21 protein-coding genes are annotated in these 21,376 nt (G+C 39.8%); 16 read left to right on the top strand and 5 right to left on the bottom strand.

Translation table 11 applies throughout. The features are described from left to right. Positions 1–4 precede the first annotated feature (4 nt). The 4 genes from NSMS1_RS10175 to NSMS1_RS10160 form a co-directional block, all read right to left on the bottom strand. Positions 5–1,282, bottom strand: coding sequence for an MFS transporter (locus NSMS1_RS10175; protein ID WP_224092909.1), 1,278 nt, complete (start codon positions 1,280–1,282; stop codon positions 5–7). Positions 1,283–1,398: 116 nt separating this feature from the next. Next, the gene (locus NSMS1_RS10170) at positions 1,399–2,880 is read right to left on the bottom strand and encodes an HlyD family secretion protein (RefSeq protein WP_224092907.1); all 1,482 of its coding nucleotides are present in this window, start codon (positions 2,878–2,880) and stop codon (positions 1,399–1,401) included. A gap of 150 nt (positions 2,881–3,030) precedes the next feature. Beyond that, on the bottom strand, positions 3,031–3,498 hold the full coding sequence (locus tag NSMS1_RS10165; protein ID WP_224092905.1) for a MarR family winged helix-turn-helix transcriptional regulator: 468 nt from the start codon (positions 3,496–3,498) through the stop codon (positions 3,031–3,033). A 138-nt stretch (positions 3,499–3,636) separates the two neighbouring features. After that, positions 3,637–5,262: an ArnT family glycosyltransferase gene (locus NSMS1_RS10160; protein ID WP_224092903.1), complete on the bottom strand. Its 1,626-nt coding sequence runs from the start codon at positions 5,260–5,262 to the stop codon at positions 3,637–3,639. A gap of 104 nt (positions 5,263–5,366) precedes the next feature. Between NSMS1_RS10160 and NSMS1_RS10155 the strand changes: the two genes are divergently transcribed. From NSMS1_RS10155 to NSMS1_RS10090, 15 genes are all read left to right on the top strand, one after another. Then, positions 5,367–6,026 carry a class I SAM-dependent methyltransferase gene (locus tag NSMS1_RS10155; protein WP_224092901.1) on the top strand — a complete coding sequence of 220 codons (660 nt, stop codon included), beginning with the start codon at positions 5,367–5,369 and terminating at the stop codon, positions 6,024–6,026. Positions 6,027–6,029: 3 nt separating this feature from the next. Then, positions 6,030–6,164: a hypothetical protein gene (locus tag NSMS1_RS35050; RefSeq protein ID WP_263432567.1), complete on the top strand. Its 135-nt coding sequence runs from the start codon at positions 6,030–6,032 to the stop codon at positions 6,162–6,164. Positions 6,165–6,247: 83 nt separating this feature from the next. Then, entirely contained in the window at positions 6,248–6,757 is a 510-nt protein-coding gene (locus NSMS1_RS10150; RefSeq protein WP_224092899.1) for a hypothetical protein, read from the top strand. A gap of 78 nt (positions 6,758–6,835) precedes the next feature. Continuing rightward, positions 6,836–7,723 carry a hypothetical protein gene (locus NSMS1_RS10145; protein ID WP_224092897.1) on the top strand — a complete coding sequence of 296 codons (888 nt, stop codon included), beginning with the start codon at positions 6,836–6,838 and terminating at the stop codon, positions 7,721–7,723. Positions 7,724–7,823: 100 nt separating this feature from the next. Further along, positions 7,824–8,192, top strand: coding sequence for a dihydroneopterin aldolase (gene folB / locus NSMS1_RS10140; protein ID WP_224092896.1), 369 nt, complete (start codon positions 7,824–7,826; stop codon positions 8,190–8,192). Positions 8,193–8,303: 111 nt separating this feature from the next. Then, a complete protein-coding gene (locus tag NSMS1_RS10135) occupies positions 8,304–8,813 on the top strand; it encodes an inorganic diphosphatase (RefSeq protein WP_224092894.1) in 510 nt (169 codons plus the stop codon). Positions 8,814–8,961: 148 nt separating this feature from the next. Then, a complete protein-coding gene (gene panD / locus NSMS1_RS10130; RefSeq protein ID WP_224092892.1) occupies positions 8,962–9,345 on the top strand; it encodes an aspartate 1-decarboxylase in 384 nt (127 codons plus the stop codon). A gap of 11 nt (positions 9,346–9,356) precedes the next feature. Continuing rightward, positions 9,357–10,256, top strand: coding sequence for an MBL fold metallo-hydrolase (locus NSMS1_RS10125; protein WP_224092890.1), 900 nt, complete (start codon positions 9,357–9,359; stop codon positions 10,254–10,256). A 117-nt stretch (positions 10,257–10,373) separates the two neighbouring features. Beyond that, positions 10,374–11,420 carry an S-methyl-5-thioribose-1-phosphate isomerase gene (mtnA, locus tag NSMS1_RS10120; protein WP_224092888.1) on the top strand — a complete coding sequence of 349 codons (1,047 nt, stop codon included), beginning with the start codon at positions 10,374–10,376 and terminating at the stop codon, positions 11,418–11,420. A gap of 37 nt (positions 11,421–11,457) precedes the next feature. Beyond that, positions 11,458–11,913: a GFA family protein gene (locus NSMS1_RS10115; protein ID WP_224092887.1), complete on the top strand. Its 456-nt coding sequence runs from the start codon at positions 11,458–11,460 to the stop codon at positions 11,911–11,913. A 717-nt stretch (positions 11,914–12,630) separates the two neighbouring features. Next, complete coding sequence (locus NSMS1_RS10110) at positions 12,631–14,055, top strand: HlyD family efflux transporter periplasmic adaptor subunit (RefSeq protein ID WP_224092886.1); 1,425 nt, start codon at positions 12,631–12,633, stop codon at positions 14,053–14,055. Between the two features lie 116 nt (positions 14,056–14,171). Next, positions 14,172–15,329: an ABC transporter permease DevC gene (gene devC, locus NSMS1_RS10105; protein WP_224092885.1), complete on the top strand. Its 1,158-nt coding sequence runs from the start codon at positions 14,172–14,174 to the stop codon at positions 15,327–15,329. 128 nt (positions 15,330–15,457) lie between these two features. Beyond that, positions 15,458–16,192 (top strand): DevA family ABC transporter ATP-binding protein, encoded by a 735-nt coding sequence (locus NSMS1_RS10100; RefSeq protein ID WP_224092884.1) that lies wholly within the window; start codon positions 15,458–15,460, stop codon positions 16,190–16,192. 278 nt (positions 16,193–16,470) lie between these two features. Further along, on the top strand, positions 16,471–18,123 hold the full coding sequence (locus NSMS1_RS10095; RefSeq protein ID WP_224092883.1) for a hypothetical protein: 1,653 nt from the start codon (positions 16,471–16,473) through the stop codon (positions 18,121–18,123). 97 nt (positions 18,124–18,220) lie between these two features. Further along, positions 18,221–19,275 (top strand): IS630 family transposase gene (locus NSMS1_RS10090; protein ID WP_224092882.1). Its coding sequence is split into 2 segments (ribosomal slippage): positions 18,221–18,613 and positions 18,616–19,275, totalling 1,053 coding nucleotides; the frame shifts between segments, so codons are not numbered across the junction. Positions 19,276–19,600: 325 nt separating this feature from the next. On the opposite strand, the gene NSMS1_RS10085 is transcribed toward NSMS1_RS10090, so the two are convergent. Continuing rightward, the gene (locus tag NSMS1_RS10085) at positions 19,601–20,401 is read right to left on the bottom strand and encodes a hypothetical protein (protein WP_224092881.1); all 801 of its coding nucleotides are present in this window, start codon (positions 20,399–20,401) and stop codon (positions 19,601–19,603) included. A gap of 104 nt (positions 20,402–20,505) precedes the next feature. Between NSMS1_RS10085 and NSMS1_RS10080 the strand changes: the two genes are divergently transcribed. Next, positions 20,506–21,327 carry an HAD family hydrolase gene (locus NSMS1_RS10080; RefSeq protein ID WP_224092880.1) on the top strand — a complete coding sequence of 274 codons (822 nt, stop codon included), beginning with the start codon at positions 20,506–20,508 and terminating at the stop codon, positions 21,325–21,327. Positions 21,328–21,376 lie beyond the last annotated feature (49 nt).

Here is a 21,376-nt window from a genome sequence, read left to right as displayed (position 1 = left end):
TCTATCAGACTCTAGTTGTTTTCGCTGCTGCAATCACTCCCTTTTTCTCATACAAAGGCATTACTAACTTCCTCAAAGTTGGTAATTCCCTATAGAAAAGAACAGACCCAACAATACAAGCTATACCATCAATAATTAACGTGTTAGGAGCGCCGATACGATTAGCTAATGCACCACCTAATAAGTTACCTACAGGTATCATGCCTAAAAATGACATGGTATATAAGCTCATCAATCTACCACGCTTGTCATCTTCCACAATTGTTTGCAAAAATGTATTGCTGGCAGCTATCTGTAAAATTGTGCCTAAACCAACAAATAACATCGTAAATAACGAAAGGGGTAGATATCTAGAAATAGCAAAAGCAATGAGTCCAACGCCTAAAACTGCTGGAGCGATCGCAATTAATTTACCAATGCCTAAAATAGTTTTACGTGTGGCTAAATAAATCCCACCAGATAAAGCACCTAATCCCGAAGCTGCCATCAAAAATCCTAAACTCTCCGCCCCACCTTTGAGGATAGTTTCGGCAAAAATAGGAACGAGAATAGTGTTCTGTAACCCCATCAAACTAACTAAAGTTGATAGTAATAAAATTGCCCTGATTGGTGGAAAGCTAAAAGCATAGATAAATCCTTCTTTAACTTGCTGCAAAGGATTACCATTAACTTTATTCTCTTTCCAGGGCTTAACTGTCATTGCCAATAAGCCAGCGATGACGGCAATATAACTCAAACCATCAATTAAAAAACAATAGGCTACACCAACCCTAGCAATTAACAAACCACCAATAGCTGGGCCGATTAATCGCGCCCCGTTAATCATAGTTGAATTGATGGCGATCGCATTAGCTAAATCTTCTCGGCGTTCCACCAATTCAGGTACAAACGCTTGTCTAGCTGGTGCATCTAAGGCGTTAATAAAACCCTGTACTAAACTTAAAACTATAATGTGCCAAATTTGAATCACACCAGTCAAAGTCAATACAGCCAACGCTAACGACTGAAACATCGCTAATATCTGCGTCCCAATTAAGGTACGATACCGCGAAAATCTATCAACAAATACTCCCCCAAAAGGTGCGAGGAAGAAGCTAGGAATTTGGCTGGTAAATCCTACAACCCCTAGCATTAAGGGGGAATTAGTTAAGCGATAAACTAGCCAAACTGTAGCTAGTTGGGTCATCCATGTACCAATCAGAGAAATTCCCTGACCAGCAAAAAACAGTCGATAATTTTTTGACCTGAAAGCCGGTAGTTGCAGCCACGTTTTTGGATTCATAGGGCGAGGAGTGGTGAAGATGGGGGAAACGAGGGACAAACCCACCCCTAACCCCTCCCAGGAGAAGAACAGGAAGTGGGAAATAACAACTGTCAATTGTCAACTGCCTCACTTCATTACTTAACATCAACAGTAACCTCAGCAGACATCCCTGGTGTAATCCGTGGGGCGTATCCTTGGATACTCTTTTGGTCAAAAATTATCTTGACTGGGATGCGTTGGACAACTTTGGTAAAGTTACCCGTAGCGTTATCAGGTGGTAAAAGGGCAAATTGTGCGCCAGATGCAGGAGAAATACTATCAACTCTACCTGCAAAGGTGTGATGGGGGAAGGCATCCAGCTTAATCTCTACTGGTTGTCCTGTCCGCATGTTTTCTAGTTGAGTTTCTTTGAAGTTGGCAACTAGCCAATAATTGTTGTCCACAATTGCCATTAAGGGGGTTCCAGCTTGAATGCGGTTCCCTACTTCCGCCGTTTTCTTACCTACCCGTCCGGCACTGGGGGCTGTAATGTTGGTGTAGGATAGCTGCAATTGTGCATCGTTGAGCGAAGCTTGGGCTTGGGCGATCGCAGCTCTTGCAGCTTCATATTGGCTACGTTTAACTGCGGTATCCTGTCCACTGGCGGTAGCTTGTTGTAATCCACCTTGAGACGCGGCTAATTTAGCTTGGGCATTGGTGACGTTTTCTTGGGCTTGTGCTAACTGCGATTGCGCTTTGGCTACACCAACTTGTGCCGATGCTAATCTGGCTCTGGCTTGTTCTACGCCTTGTAAAGCCGCATTTTTTTGCGCTACAGCTACATCATAAGCGGCTCTAGCTGTATCTAACTGTTGGCGGGGAATTGCTCCTTCTTGATACAAGCTTTGGTAGCGGTTGAAATCAGCTTGGGCTTTTTCTAAGTTAGCGTTAGCTTGGGCTACTTGCGCTTGGGCCGCAGGAATCCCAGCTTGGGCGAGTTTGACTTCTGCTTGAGCGGCTGGGATACCAGCTTGGGCTTCTTTGACGGCTGCTTGGGCTGTGGCGATCGCAGCTGTAGCACTACTCACATCACCTTGGGCTTGGGCTGTTTTACCTGTGCTAGTTCCAGAGGATAGAGCAATATTTGCCTGGGCGGCTTGGGCTTGGCGCTGGGCATTTTCCAATGATGCTTGCGCTTGTTGTACCTTGACTTGATAATCTCGTGGATCAAGCTTGACTAGCAATTGCCCTGGTTGTACTACTTGGTTATCATTCACCAATACCTGCTCAATAGTTCCAGGTATTTTACTGCTAACTTGGTGAATATTTCCGACGACAGTCGCGTTATCTGTTTCTTGATGGGTAGAAGCATACTGCCAATAGTGATAGCCAAATCCACCTGCGGCGATCGCACCTATACCCAAACCCGCCAAGATTAACTTCATTGGCTTTTTGGATTTCTTGGGAGTTTCTTTTATTTCCTCCGGTGTTTCTGCCTGTGGTGCTTCTGTCTCTGGTGTTTTTACTGGCGCTTCAATCGTGGCTGTATTGAGCTTTTCTGGCTCAACCACTTCTTTTTCAATAATTACAGTCCGGGATTTGCGTCCGTTTAATCCGTTTAAGTTATTGCCTGCCATGATGGTCTACTCGCTTATAAAATTAATAATGTTTAGAACCCGTAATATTCAGTTATTAGAGATTTTCTCGCTGTTCTTTAGTATGCGTAATATTATTCCGCCAAAATGCTTTATATTTCTTCACCCTGATGGGTGATTAATGACAATACCTTAAGAGAGGTTAGCGATCGCGCGATTTAAAAGTTGAGAAAATATCTCACGTTCGGCAGAAGTAATTCCTTGCATTGCCTCATCACATAACTCGGCAGAAATAGGAGGTAACACACGTTCCAATTCTTTACCTGCATCAGTCAGCCAAATTCGCCAGATCCGGCGATCGTGTACATCCCGTTCCCGACGCACTAAACCCCGTTCTTCCATCCGGTCAAGTACACCAGTCAGCGTACCGCCTACTTGCTTGAGTTTGTCGCCAATACTTGAAGTAGGCAACCCATCTTCCTGCCACAGACAGCATAAAACTAACCAGTGAAACGGAGTCAACCCAAAAGGTTCCAATCTCTCAGTAAACTTCCGAGTCAGAAGTTGAGAAAGGATTTTGATTCTGTAACCCATGCTGTAAGGAGCCAGATATTGCTGCCATGACTCTGAAGCAGGAGGATGATCGGGTTGAGCAATCATTTAATTACTTCGCGTGCGTAATATTTATTATAGATGGGTCAATAGTCATTAGTCAATAGTCATTTATCAGTTGACAGTTTTTATTAGTCATTCTCTCCCACTCCCTCACCTCCCTTATCTCCCCCCACTCCCTCATCTCTACTGAAGTAACTGCACCAGCTGATATTGCTGTAGTTCTCCGATAACGCGGTGTGGTTTGGTTATTTCGGGGACATTATTTTTATTTACCCAAGCATAACTGGAGGGTGGTAGTTGAGCAATTGTATCTACTTCTTGTCCGTGAATAGGAGTGTAGAAGAAAATTAGCACAGACTTTTTATCTTGCACCTTGACAAAATGAACGGGGTAGTTTTTTAAGATAGAAGCGATCGCTGGTTTTTGTACAAAGGTGCGATAAGCAGGATTATAGTCACTTAATAAACCAAAACTGCCAATCAACGCCAAAGCTAACCAGCAAGGAATTAGCCAGCCTGCTATCCAATAACTAGAAGTGATGGATTTGATTCCTAATTTATGGCGGCTAATCCAAACTGTAGGCACAATAAACCAGCTTAAGCCAACAACTAAACATATAACTGCATAATTGCGATAGACTCCACCCCAGATTAAGGCAATTATGGCTGCTAATAAGAATAAAATCCCTAATAAACCACTGGTATAACTAATAATAAGTGGAATATTACTCTTTTTCCATAAGGGTTTGCTTTTTGTATATCCTTGCTCAAAAATATTACCTAACCAATCTAAACCGACAGCCGCTAGTAAAGCAATAAAAGGATAAAGACAAAGAGCATAGTGAGATAGACGGGTGGAGAAAATAGTGAGTTCTGTAAATAAAATTAGGGGAAATCCAACTAATATCAAATTATAACGAGGTAGCGGACGACGACAAACTAAAAATAATCCTAAAAGTCCAAAGAATGGCCAAGGAAATGCTTTTAAAGCAATATTCCAGAAATAAAATATTACTCCATTTCCATCACGTTCCTCAGAACTAGATTGCAATACAAATGCTACTAAAGGAGCGAAACTATTATTTTTGTCAAGTTGCCAATTCAACCATGACCAAACCAATGTAGGCAAAAAACCTACAATTATGCCTACATATAACCAAGGGTTAGTTAAATGACGATGACGACGATTTTCTAATATTAAATAAGGTAATAAAGCTATTGTTGGCAGAACAATTACAAAACTCCTAATCAAGAATCCTAAACCCAAAGTTAATCCAGCAATAAAGCCAAACAAGTACCGATGTTTGAGATTTAATTCAGATTTAATCAATGAATAAATAGCTAAAAGTACGCAGAAAATCATTGGTATATCGGGATTACCAATACGGCAATATTGCAACCAAAGAAATTCCACACTCAAAATTGCTGTAGCTAGCCAAGCTAAGTTTTTATTCAGAATAACTTTGCCGATTTCATACACAAGTAATAGGCAAAGAATCCCAAAAATAAGGCTAGGAAATCTCACACTAAATTCATTGACTCCAAATAGCTCATAAAAACTAGCAATTAACCAATAAGGGCCGGGAGTCTTGTGGTGATTAATTCCCCAACCGGCTATCCAATCACCAGTGTCAATAATAAGACGCGCACGCCAAGCGTAAAGTCCTTCATCATGGGCGATTAAACTATTTTGCCCAGAAGTGAATAGTAACAAGGGGACTGTCCAAATCAGCAAACTAACGTAGGGAAAAGCGGCTGATAAGGTGAACTGCCGCCAAACGGAGTGTAAAGATTGTGATTTATACGACATTAAAACACTGAATGGGTTGATGAACCTGAACTTTATTAAAATATGTAAAGAGTATTTCTTTCCAAGAAAACTAAAAGTTACACAAGTTTCCCATACAGGCACTTATGTTATTAAAACCAGACCAACGTTTAAAATTAGACGATACAGACGACAATCTATTTTATGCTTATCCCCGCTTCGTTACTCATGTTGATGAAGGTTTTATTCAACAGTTGACGGGTTTATACAGAGAAAAACTGCAACCCAATACACGCATATTAGACTTGATGAGTAGTTGGGTTTCGCATCTACCAGAAGAAATAAACTTTGCTCACGTAGAAGGACACGGACTCAACGCTGAGGAACTAGAACGTAATCCGCGCCTCAATCATTATTTTGTGCAGAACCTCAACGAAAATCCAGGTTTACCTCTCCCCGATCAAGAATTTGATGCAGTTCTTAATTGTGTGTCTGTACAGTATATACAATATCCAGAAGCAGTATTTTCTGAGATTCACCGCATCCTCAAACCCGGTGGTGTGGCGATTATCAGCTTTTCTAACCGCATGTTCTATCAAAAAGCGATTCAAGCTTGGCGCGATGCTTCCGAACCCGGACGTTTAGAGTTAGTTAAACGCTACTTTGCATCCGTACCAGGATTTAGCACACCAGAAATTATCGCCAGAAAAGCAACAATACCAAATATCTTGCAATGGTTAGGTGCGCCTGGTGGTGATCCGTTTTATGCTGCGATCGCTCATAAGCAGTTGACAATTGACAGTTGACAGTTGACAGTTATTATTCTTCCTCATCTCCCCCCACTCCCGGTTGGTGAGCGTAGCCGTACCACTCCGTGGAAACAAGCTACGCGGAGCGTGGCGTTTAGCCACACCACATCTCCCCCACCTCCCACTCCCCACTGAATTGGATCAAAAAGTAAATTTTATTAGCATCAACTAACAGCAGCACCGATAATTGCCTCAAGGCTTAAGCATTAGGAGTAGACATGAAATTTTTCCGTGCGCGTAGAATTTTAGCAGCTGTATTGTTAGCGGTTTTACTACTGACTACAGCCTGTACACCTAAAGCACCAGGACGTTTTGACCAAGTACAGCAGGAAAGTACTCGTCAGAAAAAAGGTCAAGCAGTAGCGAAAACGGCTACTCAAGGTAGTGAATTTAATAAATTTTTCCCTAGTGAAGAAGCTGGATATCAGCGAGTTTATACCCAAGAGAAGAAAGGTTTTGCTGAAGCCAAGTTGAAAAAAGGTGGCAAAGATTTAGCTTTATTATCAATTTCTGATACGAGTAGCTTACCCACAGCCGCCGCAAAATTTTCTAACAGCACCAAGAAAATTGGCGGTTATCCGGCTGTAGAAGTAGGTAATACGCAAACAGCCGTTTTAGTGGGGAAATATCAAGTAAAAGTATTGTCTCGCTCTCCATCATTTACAGCAAGCGATCGCGCAGATTGGTTAGAAAAATTTAATCTCGACGGACTAGCCAAACTCAAATAAATCCTACACTCATAACAAACTCTCCCCGTACCTTTGCGTACCTCTGCGTTTCCAACCCTAAAATATAAGGAAATTATTGTGAGCAAACCCATTTTTGAGTTAGTAGATCAACTACCAACTAGTGGTTTAACCGTCTCCCTACTCAACGCCTTAGATTTTGTCGCCCCAGGTGAATGGCAAAATACTGTTGGCTTTGTGAATACTATCAAAACTGTCACTGGTGAAACCGACGAAAGCTTAATTCAGCAAATCGGCGAACGAGCAATCTATCTCTTTAATGACCGCTCCCAAGGATATCAAACAGCATTGTGGCTTTATCAAACTGTTGATGGTACAGATAAAGCTTTGGGTACTGCTGCATTAGCGAATAAAGTTGGTGAGAAAATTCCCTTGTTAGGTTTCTTAAACTCGATTACACCCAAAGCCGACAAAGCTCAAACTATAGATTTATGTTTGAAATTAGTGGCTGAATTGGTAGCTTTCTGTCAAATTAATGGTATTCCTGGGGATAGTATTGGTGATTTTGTCGCCTCTTTAGGAGAATATAGCGGTGAATCACTAATTCGTATGGTAGCTTTAGTTTGTGTTGATGGTTTGATACCTTTAGGCCCCAATTTTATCAACACAGCCATGTCTACCATCAGTCAAACCAATCCTCAAGAGTTAGAAAATAACTCAACTTTTCAAGGTATCAAAGATGTGATACCCGGTAATAATGCTGGTAGTAAACTTAACTTTATCGGTGAAAGTTTTGATTCCGTTAAAGGTTGGATGAGTGGCCTTGTAAGTGCCAATAATCTAACTCCTCAAAAAGTAGCTCATAATTTGAATAGCTTTTTGGATGTCGCGGATGACAAGTTAGATTATTTGGCTGCTTTCTTGGATGTAGCCACTAATTACTACGAACACACAGGTACACAAACCCTGGCCAGACGTTTGATAGAACGAGCTGTCGCTGAGATTTAGACTCACAGGTAATAGCGAATATCTACCTTTGCTATTACCTGTAAAATTCCCCCTTCCCAATCCCTGATATATTAATTAAGTTGCAGAGGCAGAATTTGAGATGGACTGCATTCACTTAACGGGGATTCGCTGCTATGGCTACACTGGTTATTTACCAGAGGAACAGGTATTAGGGCAGTGGTTTGAGGTAGATGTCAAATTATGGTTAGATTTATCTACGGTTGCTAAGAGCGATGCGATCGCCGATACACTAGATTATCGCAGCGTCATTAGCTTAATCAAAGATTTGGTGAAAACTTCTAAGTTTGCCCTTATAGAAAGATTAGCAGGTGCGATCGCTGATTCCATTATCGAGCAGTGCGATCAAGTCACACAACTGCAAGTTATAGTCACCAAACCCGCTGCCCCCATTCCTGACTTTGGCGGCAAAATCAGCATTGAACTGACTAGAACTAGGTTGCAAGCATAACTGTCAACTGACTACTTAAATAAATACTTTGGGAAGGTGTCCATCTTGGCCATAAAATTCTACACGGGGAGTATGTCCCCAATACCTTTTAGTTAGTATCAGGAGTTTTTTGTGGACTTATCCCGTATTCCAGCACAACCCAAACCCGGTATCATCAACATTCTTATTGAAATTGCCGGTGGTAGCCAAAATAAATACGAATTTGATAAAGACCTAGAAGCCTTTGCCCTAGACCGAGTACTATATTCTTCAGTCAAGTATCCTTACGATTACGGCTTTGTCCCGAATACTCTAGCTGATGATGGCGATCCCTTAGATGGTATGGTGATTATTGATGAGCCTACCTTCCCTGGTTGTGTCATTGCTGCCAGACCAATTGGCTTTTTGGAAATGGTTGACGGTGGCGATCGCGATGAGAAAATTCTCGCAGTACCCGCTAAAGACCCCCGTTACGCTCATGTAAAATCTTTGAATGACATAGCCCCACACCGCTTAGATGAAATAGCTGAGTTTTTCCGTAGTTACAAAAATTTAGAAAAAAAAGTAACTGAAATTCTCGGTTGGCAAGATGTTGATAAAGTAAAAGCTTTAGTAGATAAGTCAATTCAAGCTTACAGATAATGGGGAGTGGGGAGTAGGGAGTGGGGAGTAGGGAAAGGGAAAAGGAATAAGCTTTTAACCACTGCCTCCTGCCTCCTGCCTCCTGCCTCCTGCTTCCATAGTCCATAATTGACTAAGTGAAACTATTGCTGGAGAATTTTTAACTAAAATGCAACGTACCCTCCTTTTGGCAAAAATTCATAATTGTACTCTCACAGGGGCAAACATCAATTATGTGGGTAGTATCAGCATTGATGAGGTCTTGTTAGAGAAGGCTGGCATTCTGCCCTATGAGCAAGTGCAAGTAGTGAATAATGCCAATGGACAGCGTTTTATTACTTATGCGATCGCGGCTCCAGCGCATTCTGGAATTATTGAGCTAAATGGGGCTGCCGCCCGTCTAGGCATTATAGGCGATCGCGTGATTATAATGACTTACGGGCAGTTTACATCGGAGGAGTTAAAAAATTACACTCCAACGGTAGTCATTGTAGATGAAAAAAACCGACCCTTAGAGGTGCGGCGCTATGATGACCTGCTCAGTAGGGTCTAAATTCAAAGAAAATGACAAATATTGAGCTGTCAGGTTCCCAAGGCTACCTAAATGATGAGTCTACTAGTAACCTAAGTAGCCTCGCTAGTAAATTTATTATCCAGTTCTGGGGTGTTAGGGGATTAATCCCCACCCCAAGCGGTAGTACTAGCCGTTATGGTGGTAATACTGCTTGTGTTGAAGTGCAAGTGGCTGGTAAACGGCTAATTTTCGATGGTGGTACGGGTTTACGGCTATTGGGTAAGGCTTGGCAGCATTTACAACAACCGCTAGAAGCCCATTTATTTTTTACCAATTCTCAATCTAATCGCATCCAAGGGTTTCCCTTTTTTGCGCCAGCTTTTATTGCGGAGAATCGCTTTCATATTTACGGTGGTGCTGCCTCTAATGGAGCCTCAATTAAACAATGTCTGTGCGACCAGATGCTGCAACCCCACTTTCCTTATCCTTTACAGGCTATGCAGTCGGAATTGCAATTTTACCACGTAATGCCTAACAGTGAAATCAAACTAGATGATGTCACTATTACCACAGCATTGATTAATCAAACTCAGCGTTCCATCGGCTATCGCGTTACATGGCAAAACTATAGTGTTGCCTACGTAACAGATATAAACGTGAGTGCTGAACAAGAAGAAAAAGAGCAAATTTTGCAAATTATTCAAGATGTTGATTTGCTAATTGCTAACGCCACTTATACACCCCCAACATCTCATGATCACGAGTCAGCTGATTTACTTTGGCAAGCGGCTGTAGAAATGTCTCAGAAAGCAGGGGTAAAAAAGTTAATTATTTCCCATCACCACCCAGATGATCATGATGATTTCCTCGACCAAGTAGCAAAAGAGGTTCAGGCTAATTTTTCTAACGCCTTACTGGCTTGCGAAGGTTTGGTGCTACCTGTTGTATAAGCAGCTTATTTAAAAGTAATAATTATATGCTTTCCAAAAATTATTTAGGCAAGAACTGATACCAATTCAAAATTCGCGCATTAAGAAATACTGACTCAGCACTTAGTACTCCCCACTATGATTTATCCAGTAGTTTGGCAAAATAACTCAGTTCTCCTAATCGACCAAACCCTTTTACCCAATGAGTATAAGGTTGTAGAAATTCACTGTAGCGAAGATATGGCACGGGCGATTAAAACCATGATTGTTCGGGGTGCGCCGGCTATTGGTGTGGCTGCGGCTTATGGGATGTATTTAGGCGCGAGGGAAATTGAGACAAGAGAACGCCATGAATTTTTGCAACAATTAGACAAAGTGGCTCAGTTATTACGAGCAACTCGTCCTACAGCCGTCAATTTATTTTGGGCAATTAGTCGGATGTTGAAAACTGCCCATGAAAGTTTAGGAACAGTTGCCGAAATCAAGGAAAATCTTTTACAAACAGCCCAAGCTATCCAGGCGGAAGATTTGCAAACTTGTCAGGCGATCGGGGATAATGGCTTGGCTGTATTACCTAAAACACCACATAAACTCACACTACTTACTCATTGCAATGCCGGCGCTTTAGCTACAGCCGGGTACGGTACAGCCTTGGGGGTTGTGCGTTCAGCTTGGCGCGAGGGACGTTTAGAACGTTTGTTTGCTGATGAAACCCGTCCTCGGTTGCAAGGGGCAAAACTCACCACCTGGGAATGTGTGCAGGAAGGTATTCCTGTTACCTTAATTACTGATAATATGGCAGCCCATTGTATGCAGCAGGGCTTAATTGATGCTGTTGTTGTCGGTGCTGATAGAATTGCTGCTAATGGTGATACTGCAAACAAAATTGGTACTTACAGTTTAGCAATAGTTGCTAAAGCTCATAATGTTCCTTTCTTTGTGGCTGCGCCTCTTTCTACTATCGATTTTGAATTATCTGATGGTAGTCAAATTCCTATTGAGGAACGCGATTCTGTGGAAATTTATCAAGTTGGGGATACTATTTTGACACCGCAAGGTGTGGAATTTTATAACCCAGCTTTTGATGCCACTCCAGCTAATTTAATTACAGCAATTATTACAGAGACTGGTGCATTTGCTCCTGGTAATTTAGCCAATGCAAAAATACAACCAGTAGCGAGATAATATTCTTAGGATTTATTAAAGTATAGAGAGAAAACTTATGAGTTTTCTATACAGTGGCGGTTGTCAATGCGGACAAATTCGCTATGAAATTCGTGCTGAACCGCTAACTCTTTATGTGTGCCATTGTAAAGAATGTCAAAAACAATCCTCCAGTGCTTTTGGTATGTCTTTAACTGTAGCCAAAAATGCTTTTGTTATTACTCAAGGACAACCAAAAGTCTGGACTCGCAAAGCTGATAGTGGACGTGAAGTTAAAAACTGGTTTTGCGGTGACTGCGGGACACGATTATTTCATGAGCGGGCTTACAGTCCAGAGACTATTAATATTAAGCCAGGAACGCTAGATGATACAACTTGGTTACATCCAGTTGGTAATCTTTGGACACGTAATGCTCAACCTTGGGTAGAGATTTCTGAGCAAATGCTTAACTATGATGGGCAACCAGATGATGTGCATCTATTATGGCAAAAATGGACACAACAGCGTTCATAAATTTTTAATTTTACTTTCTATGTTTTTGTAAAAAATGCTGTACTCACTACTAGCAATAGTTAAAAATTTTACTTTCCATCTGTAGATTTAGTTACATTTAACTCAAACAGAGGAATATAAAATCTATGTGGCAAAGTTTGATGGGGTGAATTTACAAAATTTAGTTTAAGTCTCGTATGATAATGTTATTTTATGGCACAAAATCTAGCTTCATAAATCGGTTTTATAAAACTTACGATAGATTTTCTTGAAAAAAGCAAATAAAGTCATGTAAGTTGCAGAAAATAGGGAAAATTTTTGCCAAAATAAAACCTATCTGCATAGTCAAACTGACAGCATAAGAAGTGAACTTTATTTGTACCAATCTACTTATCAGTAATTTTGCATCTAACCCTCATAGGCTGCTATTGGCGATCGCCAAAGGCGGAACATAATTCCTCGCCATTTAAAAAAGCTGTTGAGCTAAATATTTATCAGGTACTGAACTTTAGCTAATTCTCAGGCTGAAGTTAATTTTGTTTGTTGAAACTTTTCCATTGTGGTGAAAAAAGTTTAATAAACAAACTTTTATTTGCTTCTACCTCCTGCTTTATTGTTATACCAATTGTGCAAATTTTAACAACAGTTTTAAGGTGAGTAACTTAAAAAATCTCGCTTTTTGAATTTTAAATTGGTATTACTTTCTTCAGCAAAATTCAGATAAACGGACAAAAAACCATGTCAAGGGTGACAGAAGAACGTAGGTCAAGAGAGCAGCAACTTGATCTAGAACAACCTAAGATTTGGTGGGGTCTTGCTGTAGCCCTACCAGTGGCCGTGGCTGCGGGGTTACTAGCTACAGCTAAATTTGAGCAAATCAAAAGGCTAGGCCCATCCGTACCTATAAAGCCGGTAATTACTAATGTTAGTGCTGTAGGAAGTTTAGAACCGCAAGGGGAAGTAATTAAACTTTCGGCTCCGGTGGGGGGATTACAATCAGCATCACGAGTTAAGCAAGTCTTTGTGAAAGAGGGAGAACGTGTGAGGACGGGTCAAGTGATAGCAATTTTAGATAATCACGATACCCTGTTAGCGGCGGTGGAAGAAGCGAAAGCCAAGGTACTCGAATCCCGTGCTAATTTAGCTCAGGTGAGGGTCGGTTCTCCCAGAGATATTCAAGCTCAATCAGCCGTGATTGCTCGTTTACAGGCGCAATTAATTGGTGAGAGGGAGTCTCAACAAGCAACCATTGCTCGGATAGCTGCACAGTTAAGTGCAGAGAAAGTGGCTCAACAAGCTTCAGTTAGTCGTTTGGAAGCAGAATTGAGTGGACAGCAATCTAGTTTAAGAGCTTCCTTAGACCGCATCAAAGCCCAACAACGTAATGCCCAAGTTGACGCTGGACGGTATGATTTCTTGTACAGCCAAGGGGCAATTTCTCAGCAAGAACGAGATAATAGACGGTTGAATGCAGTTACGGCAAATCAGCAGGTAATTGAAAGCCAAGCCGCCTTGAGACAAGCACTAGGAACTCTGAGACAGCAAATTGCTGAGGCTAGAGCTAATCAGGTAAAAACCTTAACCACTTTGCAACAGCAGCTAATTGAAGCTACGGCTACCCGCGACAAAACCATCGCCACCTTACAAAGACAAATTGAGGAAGAAAAAGCCAAACTCAAAAAATTGGTGGAAGTTAGCCCGACAGATGTGCAGGTGGCTCAAGCTCAAGTGAGTAATGCGATCGCTAGTCTTAGAAAAGCCGAAGCCGATTTAAAATTAAGCTACATTCAAGCACCATCGGCTGGAGAAATCCTCAAAATCTACACCAAAGCTGGTGAAGCCATTACCGCCGATGGTATTGCGGAAATGGGACAAACCGACCAAATGATGATTATTGCCGAAGTTCCTGAAGATAGTATTAGTCGAGTTCGCATAGGTCAAACTGTCACAGCCAGCAGCGATAACGGAGCCTTTAACGGTGAAATCAAAGGAACCGTCACCGAAATCGGCAGGAAAATCGGTAAGAAGGATGTCTTAAATACAGACCCAGCAGCTGATGTTGATGCCAGAGTTGTAGAGGTCAAAATTAGTTTAACCCCAGAAGATAGTCAGAAAGTTTCTGGTTTAACTTACGCCAAGGTATTAGTTGAAATTAATAACTAATCATACCAATTTTGGATTTTAGATTTTGGATTTTGGATTTAAAGCCTTGATTCATTGTCTATTCCAGCATTTTGAATCAAGAAAACCTATGCCAATTTGGTATCACATTTAAGGGAATGAACCGTAAAAGAATACCTCTATCTTGGCTACAATTAACCCGCGAAAAAACGCGCCTAGCCGTCGCCCTCGCTGGAATTGCCTTTGCTGACATCCTCATGTTTATGCAGCTAGGTTTCCGCGATGCTCTGTACTATAGTAATGTGCGCTTACACACAAGTTTGCAAGGCGATATTGTTTTAATTAATAAACAATCAAACGCCGTCCTTGCTATGAAAGGCTTTTCGCAACGGCGTTTGTATAAAGCTTTAGAACTACCATCTGTCCAATCTGTCCATCCTATATATTTGGATTACTCTGTTTGGAAAAATCCATATACTGGGAAGACTCGGAGTATTTTAGTTTTTGGTATCAATCCAGAAACTAATATATTTAATTTGCAAGGAGTTCAAGAAAATTTAGATAAGCTCAAACTTCCTGACACTGTTTTATTTGACCGTTCTTCCAGACAAGAATACGGACCTATTGCTGATAATTTCGACAAAGGACAGAGTATTTATGCAGAAGTAAGACGTAGGCGAGTTAATGTTGTTGGGCTATTTACCTTGGGTGCATCTTTTGGAGCAGACGGTAATTTAATTACTAGTGATGTGAACTTCTTACGCCTATTTCCTATCAGGCGGCAAGGGTTAATTGATATTGGCTTGATTAGATTAAAGCCAGGAGCAAATGCCGAAGCTGTTACTCAAGAATTACGCAGTTATTTACCTCAAGATATAAATGTCTTAACCAAACAGGAATTTATCGATTTTGAGCGTAATTATTGGGCGAGTAGTACAGCTATCGGCTTTATTTTTAGCTTAGGAACAGTTATGGGTTTTATTGTTGGGACTGTAATTGTTTATCAAATTCTCTATACAGAAGTTGCTGATCATTTATCTGAATATGCTACTTTAAAAGCCATAGGATATACACAAAAATATCTATTAACTGTAATTTTACAAGAAGCATTTTTATTAGCTTGCTTAGGTTATATACCTGGATGGCTATTTGCCATGTTCCTCTATCAAATTGCTAGAGATGCTACATTATTACCAGTTTTTATGAGTTATGATCGCGCTATTACGGTTCTAGTTCTCACTATAATTATGTGTTTTGTTTCTGGTGCGATCGCTGTCCGTAAATTACGCTCCGCCGACCCAGCAGATATTTTCTAAAAAAGTAATGGATAATGGAAAAACTATGGAAGTAAAATTAATTTTGAATTTTGGATTTTAAATTTTGAATTGTTTGAGGCACTACAGTTCCGTCTCGGAACTATTCACTATTAGCAACACTAAATATTATGAGACAAGAAGCTGTAATTGCCATTAAAAATCTCAATCATTACTATGGCAAAGGCGCACTCAAAAGGCAAATTTTATTTGATATTAACCTAGAAATTTACCCCGGAGAAATTGTCATTATGACGGGGCCATCGGGTTCAGGTAAGACTACATTACTAAGCTTAATTGGTGGCTTGCGCTCAGTTCAAGAAGGGAGTTTGCAATTTTTAGGTGTAGAGTTAGCAGGCGCTAGCCAGAATAAACTGGTGCAAATTCGTCGTAGTATTGGTTACATTTTTCAGGCTCACAACCTGCTAAATTTTCTGACTGCAAGACAAAATGTGCAGATGGCGGTGGAGTTAAACGAGCATATTTCCCAAGGAGATGCAATCGCCAAATCAGAAGCAATGTTGACAGCCGTAGGTTTAGAAAACCGCGTTGATTATTACCCAGACAATCTTTCCGGTGGACAAAAACAAAGAGTTGCGATCGCTCGCGCCCTAGTCAATAATCCGCCCTTGGTACTAGCAGACGAACCAACAGCCGCCCTAGATAAACAATCAGGACGCGATGTCGTAGAAATTATGCAGCGTCTAGCTAAAGACCAAGGCACATCTATATTATTAGTTACTCACGACAACCGTATTCTAGACATAGCCGATCGCATCGTCGATATGGAAGACGGTATACTCGCTCGTGATTCCCAAACTGCGATCGTCAGTTATGACACGGGTGCGTGGAGTGAAAAGCCCTAACTTATGTGATTTGTCATAATTCTCAACATCGTGTCAAATTACTTTGTAACGTAAGAGCAATAGTATATCTACTATCAAGATACTACTATAGGATTCATACTTAATTGTGGAAATATTGCGGAGGGGAAGCCCTACATTGAAGGGTTTCCCAACAATCGCGCAAGTAGCGTTGACCATTGCCAACCCTACAGATACTAAAATTTCTTCAAAAATAAAATCTGATTCCTGTATACTGATGCCTAGCCATTTTTCATTATTTTAACACCCAGATTTTAGGGGTGTATGACTTACAGCCTATTTCTCGCTCTGATATACAGGATTTTATAAAAATTATGGAAAAAATCAGGGATTCCCATAATTTAGAAATAAACAATTTCTACCCTTATGCCCTAGTATTAATTTTAATATTAGCTTTAATTCTTCGTTTCATTGGTTTAGATCGTGGAATGTGGATTGATGAATCTTTTTCCTTTCGCTGGGATAAAGATTTTAACATTATCAAATTAATTATTTCGTTAAGAGATTATGACAAACCACCTTTATATTTTATCTTGCTTTATTTTTGGACAAAAATAAATGCGAGTGAAGAATTTTGTCGTTTGCTTTCCATAATTTTTGATATTGGCTCACTTATTGTTTTAATGAAGTGGCTTAAACAATATTCTTCTGTAGCTAGTATTTTAGGAGGTGTTTACTTTGCTACTCTACCGATAATACTGCGATATTCACAGGAAATTAGGCTCTACTCATTACTTGTGTTTGCTACAGTAATTGCATTTTTCTTTGCTTCTCGTATTGCATCTAAGCCAGAAAAATCATTTGCGTATGTTGGCTTGACTTTAGGCTTGTCATTAGCTACATCAGTTCAATTAGTAGGTATTATGCTAGTACCTCCTATTGCTTTATTTATAATTTTAATGACAATTTTGGAGAAAAAAGATGTTTATTGGAATAAGTTGATTTTATCTCTAGCTATACCTTGTCTAATATTTTCATTTTTTTATTTTATTTATTTAACTACTTTGACTCAAAGGACAATAGATTGGTGGATGCCTCCCCTTTCTTGGGAACTATTATCTTCCACAACAAAATATCTGTTTGGGTTATCGAATTTATTTTTTCATTCTAATACTGATAATATTATTGTATTTATATTTTTTGCCCTACTCACTATGGCATTATTTTTTGGACAATGGAAAAATAATTATCCTTTTATTCTTGCTGCTTTAGTTTTTTGGCTAGAAATTATCATTTACTCATTAATTAAAACACATATTTTCTTCTATCGAATAATTTTACCTGGAATTGTACCTTTTATAGGATTTTTAGTTTTACAAATTACATCAATAAAAATCAAGTATATAAAAAAAATATCTATTATATTATTGACTATATTAACTGGAATTTTTACATTTAATTGGGTAAGTTTCCAAGCGTATCAACCAGTAGAATATTATAAACCAGTTGCTAATTTAATAGAATCTCAATGGCAAGCTAATAACCCAGTGATAATTTATCCTGGATATATTGCAAGTACAGTCAAATACTATTTAGAACAGATTCCAGAAGATAATCATCTAGTGGTATGGTTTACTAATGACAGTGAAAAGTTAAAGTCAGATATTAGAAATAAATTATTCTCTCTGGATAAGGAACAATCAAAAGAAATTTTTGTTGTTAGTAGGATCGATTTAACTCTCAAACAAGAGGATTATAAAAATTTATTACTGGCAATTAAATCCGAAATAAAAAGCCAAGTTACTATCAAAATTGCTTTGATAATGAGTCATGAGCTATTTTTTGTAAATAATTGGGAAAAGTCTAAAACTTTTTTGGATATTTTATCATCTGAATTTGGTCAGCCATTATCTTATCAAGATAAAAAGGCGTATATCTTATCGGAATATAAATTTATACCTTCACAAATTTAGACAAGATAAATTTTTATACTAAGTAGAACAAGGTGAAAAAACCAAAGTGTGTAAAGATAAGTAAATACATAAATGTGTTTACCAAGGTAACAGGGATATGGGCAGCCGTTTAAGGGTATTTCTGACTCCTAAGCAAGATAAAATTCTGTTCAACCTGAGAACGGCAGATGTACCCCAGAAAGTGAAAGACCGAGCCGAAGTGATCAGATTAAGCGCACATGGTTGGTACGTAGAGAAGATAGCAGATCACTTTGACTGGACTGCCCAAACAGTAAGAGAAGTTTTGCATAGATGGGAAAAACAAGGTCTAGAAGGACTGTGGGAGAAAGCAGGGCGGGGAGGAAAATCAAGGTGGGCAGAAGCTGACATGGCGTTCTTAGAAAAATGCTTGGAGCAAGAACCACGTACATATAATAGTGTTCAATTAGCCCAAAAATTAGAGCAAGAACGCTCCGTGAAATTGAGTCCTGACTGGTTAAGGCAGGTACTCAAAAAAAGGGGGTCATTTGGAAGCGAACTAGAAAAAGCCACAAAGGAAAGCAAGACAAAGTATTGCAGCAAATCAAACAGGCAGACTTAGAGATGTTGGAATTATCTGCTGCTGCTGGAGAAATCGATTTAAAGTATATGGATGAATCAGGGTTTTGTGCCTGGAGTGAACCCAGTTACAGTTATTACTTTCGAGGACAGCAAAAACGCTTGGAGCAAAGTAAACGTAGGGGGCGAAGGTTAAGTATTATTGGGTTCCTTCAACCCCTAATTAGCTTTGTGTACGGTTTGGTGATTGGCGGCGTTTCACGCAAATCCTATATCCAAATGATGGAGCTTGAAGCAGCAGAAGCCAAACAATCAGGACGCATCAGAGTCATCGTGCAGGACAACGGCCCGATACATCGGTGTAAAGAGGTTCAGCAATTATGGTCAAAGTGGGAAGACATGGGTTTGTACATCTTCTTTTTACCCAAATATTGTTCAGAAATGAATCCCATTGAATTAGAGTGGCAACACCTTAAAAAAGATGAACTTGCCTCGAAAACTTTTGATGACGAATTAGACCTTGCTTATGCTGTCATTGATGGAGTTCAAAGAAAAGGTGAAAAGAGAAACTACAGTACAAAACGTGTAAAATTTAACTCTTATTCTTCTGCTTAATTGTTTGTTACATACTTATAAATTTTCACCACGACTTACTTATACAAAGCAGAAGAATAAGTATAGTTACACGCATTAATTTACTTAACATGAATAGCTTTAGGGCGCGTGAAAAGTACTGATAGCAACTAGATCCATTTGTGCAACAAGGGTAATAATTGATTTTTGACCTTGTAGTTATAGTAGTCGCCAAAATTGTTAGGACATTTCGCTGTTCTCTGTTTTCTGTTCCCTTGAGAGCAAAATATAATTGTGATGTCCTAACCAATATGTCCGTTGCTATGTCTTTTCATACACACCATAATTATGCCTGAGTAGAACAGAATTATTTAACTCCAGACTGCTTCTGTGATGCGGGAGCATTTCCTTGGCGACTTGTACGGAAAGTTACATTAACGCCATCATTAGACTGTTCTAACACCAGTAAAGGTGTTGGTTTAGCCTTTTGATCCCAGTGCATATGCGCAATTCGCCCTTGAATGGTTGGTTGCCATGTATCCTCATCATCCATTGGGCTAAGGTAAGTTTCAATACAGTCAATAATTTGGCTAATAGTCGCTGAAGTTGCCTGGGTTGGTAATTTCATTAAGCGTACTTGAATGCGGAACAGTACCCTTTTGGCAGTGTTTGGAGGAGTCCCTGTTTCATACTCCACATCAAAAATTTCGTCAACTTGTCGTCCAGTCGTGTTAGCAATCCCTACACTACCTTGGTTAGCTTGATTAGGACGCAAAGCTTGAGATATTTTATCTTTAACTCTAATTTTTATTTGGTTGAGAATAGCAAAATGAAATACTTCCTCTGACATCCGCATCCGCAGATAATCGAGGTTAAAGTCCCGCGAGTTTACCAAGTCGGGATTAGTTTCCATTTTGCGGATAGTTTCTAGAGCAAGTTTAAATTTTTTCTCTAGTTCTCTGGCACGGAATTTTTCAAACTTTAGCTGTTTCTCCAGATTTTTCATTTGGAGCCTACCATAAACACCTAGAGCGATTAAAGCTAAAAGTAAGCCTCCAGAAGTCGCCAGCAAAACAGGCGAACTTTGAGATTGGTTTTTGGGTTCTTGCTGAATCGTCTTTTTCGTCTTAGCCGATGAGGTTTGGGCAAGAAGTATGGGAGTTAGCATAGTGAGGAAATAAAAAAAGTTGACTACTTACTTTTAGGATTCCCAAATTTTGGCTTGTACATTACTGTATTATTGGTATTTTTTAGAGCCTTCTCCAACCGCATATGTACACAAATCCAAATGTTACGCCTCGGCATCCTCTAAATTTGCAAGAAATTTCCTCAGATGCGATCGCTACTTTGGGAAAAATTCGCTTCATTGCCACAGATATGGATGGTACTCTGACTAAGCAAGGAAAATTTTCGGCTGCTGTATTGCAAGCCTTAGAAGATTTAATGGCTGCTGGGATTCAAGTATTAATTGTCACTGGACGTTCGGCGGGTTGGGTGAATGGACTTAGTAGCTTGATGCCAGTAGTCGGAGCCATAGCGGAAAATGGGGGTTTGTTCTACCCTTCTGGTAGTGAGCAACCAGTATTATTAACGTCTATTACTGATGTAACTCAGCATCGGCAAGATTTAGCTGTAGTTTTTCAGCAGTTAAAACTGAAATTTCCGCAAATTGAAGAATCTGGTGATAATCGCTTTCGCATCACAGACTGGACATTTGATGTAGCTAATTTAACTCCAGATGAACTACAGATTATGGGTAATATCTGTCAAGAAATGGGTTGGGGATTTACTTACAGTAATGTTCAATGTCATATCAAACCACAAGGACAGGAAAAAGCGATCGCCCTAACAAAAGTTTTGCAAGAATATTTTCCTAATTATTCTCCAGACGAGGTTGTCACTGTTGGAGATAGCCCTAATGATGAGAGTTTATTTGATAGGCGTTATTTTCCGATTTCTGTAGGTGTAGCTAATGTAATGAAATATGTAAATCAATTGCATTATCTACCTACTTATGTAACAAGTACGGCTGAGGGGGAAGGATTTTGTGAGTTGTGTAGTTATATTTTAAAAGTAGAGAGTCGGGATAGATAAATTCACGATTCCTTGTAGAACTTCTAGGAAATAGAAAGTAAATTCATGT

This window comes from Nostoc sp. MS1 (assembly GCF_019976755.1).
In the GTDB taxonomy this organism is placed as follows: domain Bacteria; phylum Cyanobacteriota; class Cyanobacteriia; order Cyanobacteriales; family Nostocaceae; genus Trichormus.
Note: the sequence above shows the minus strand (reverse complement) of the source record. Positions and strands in the feature narration are given on the sequence as shown.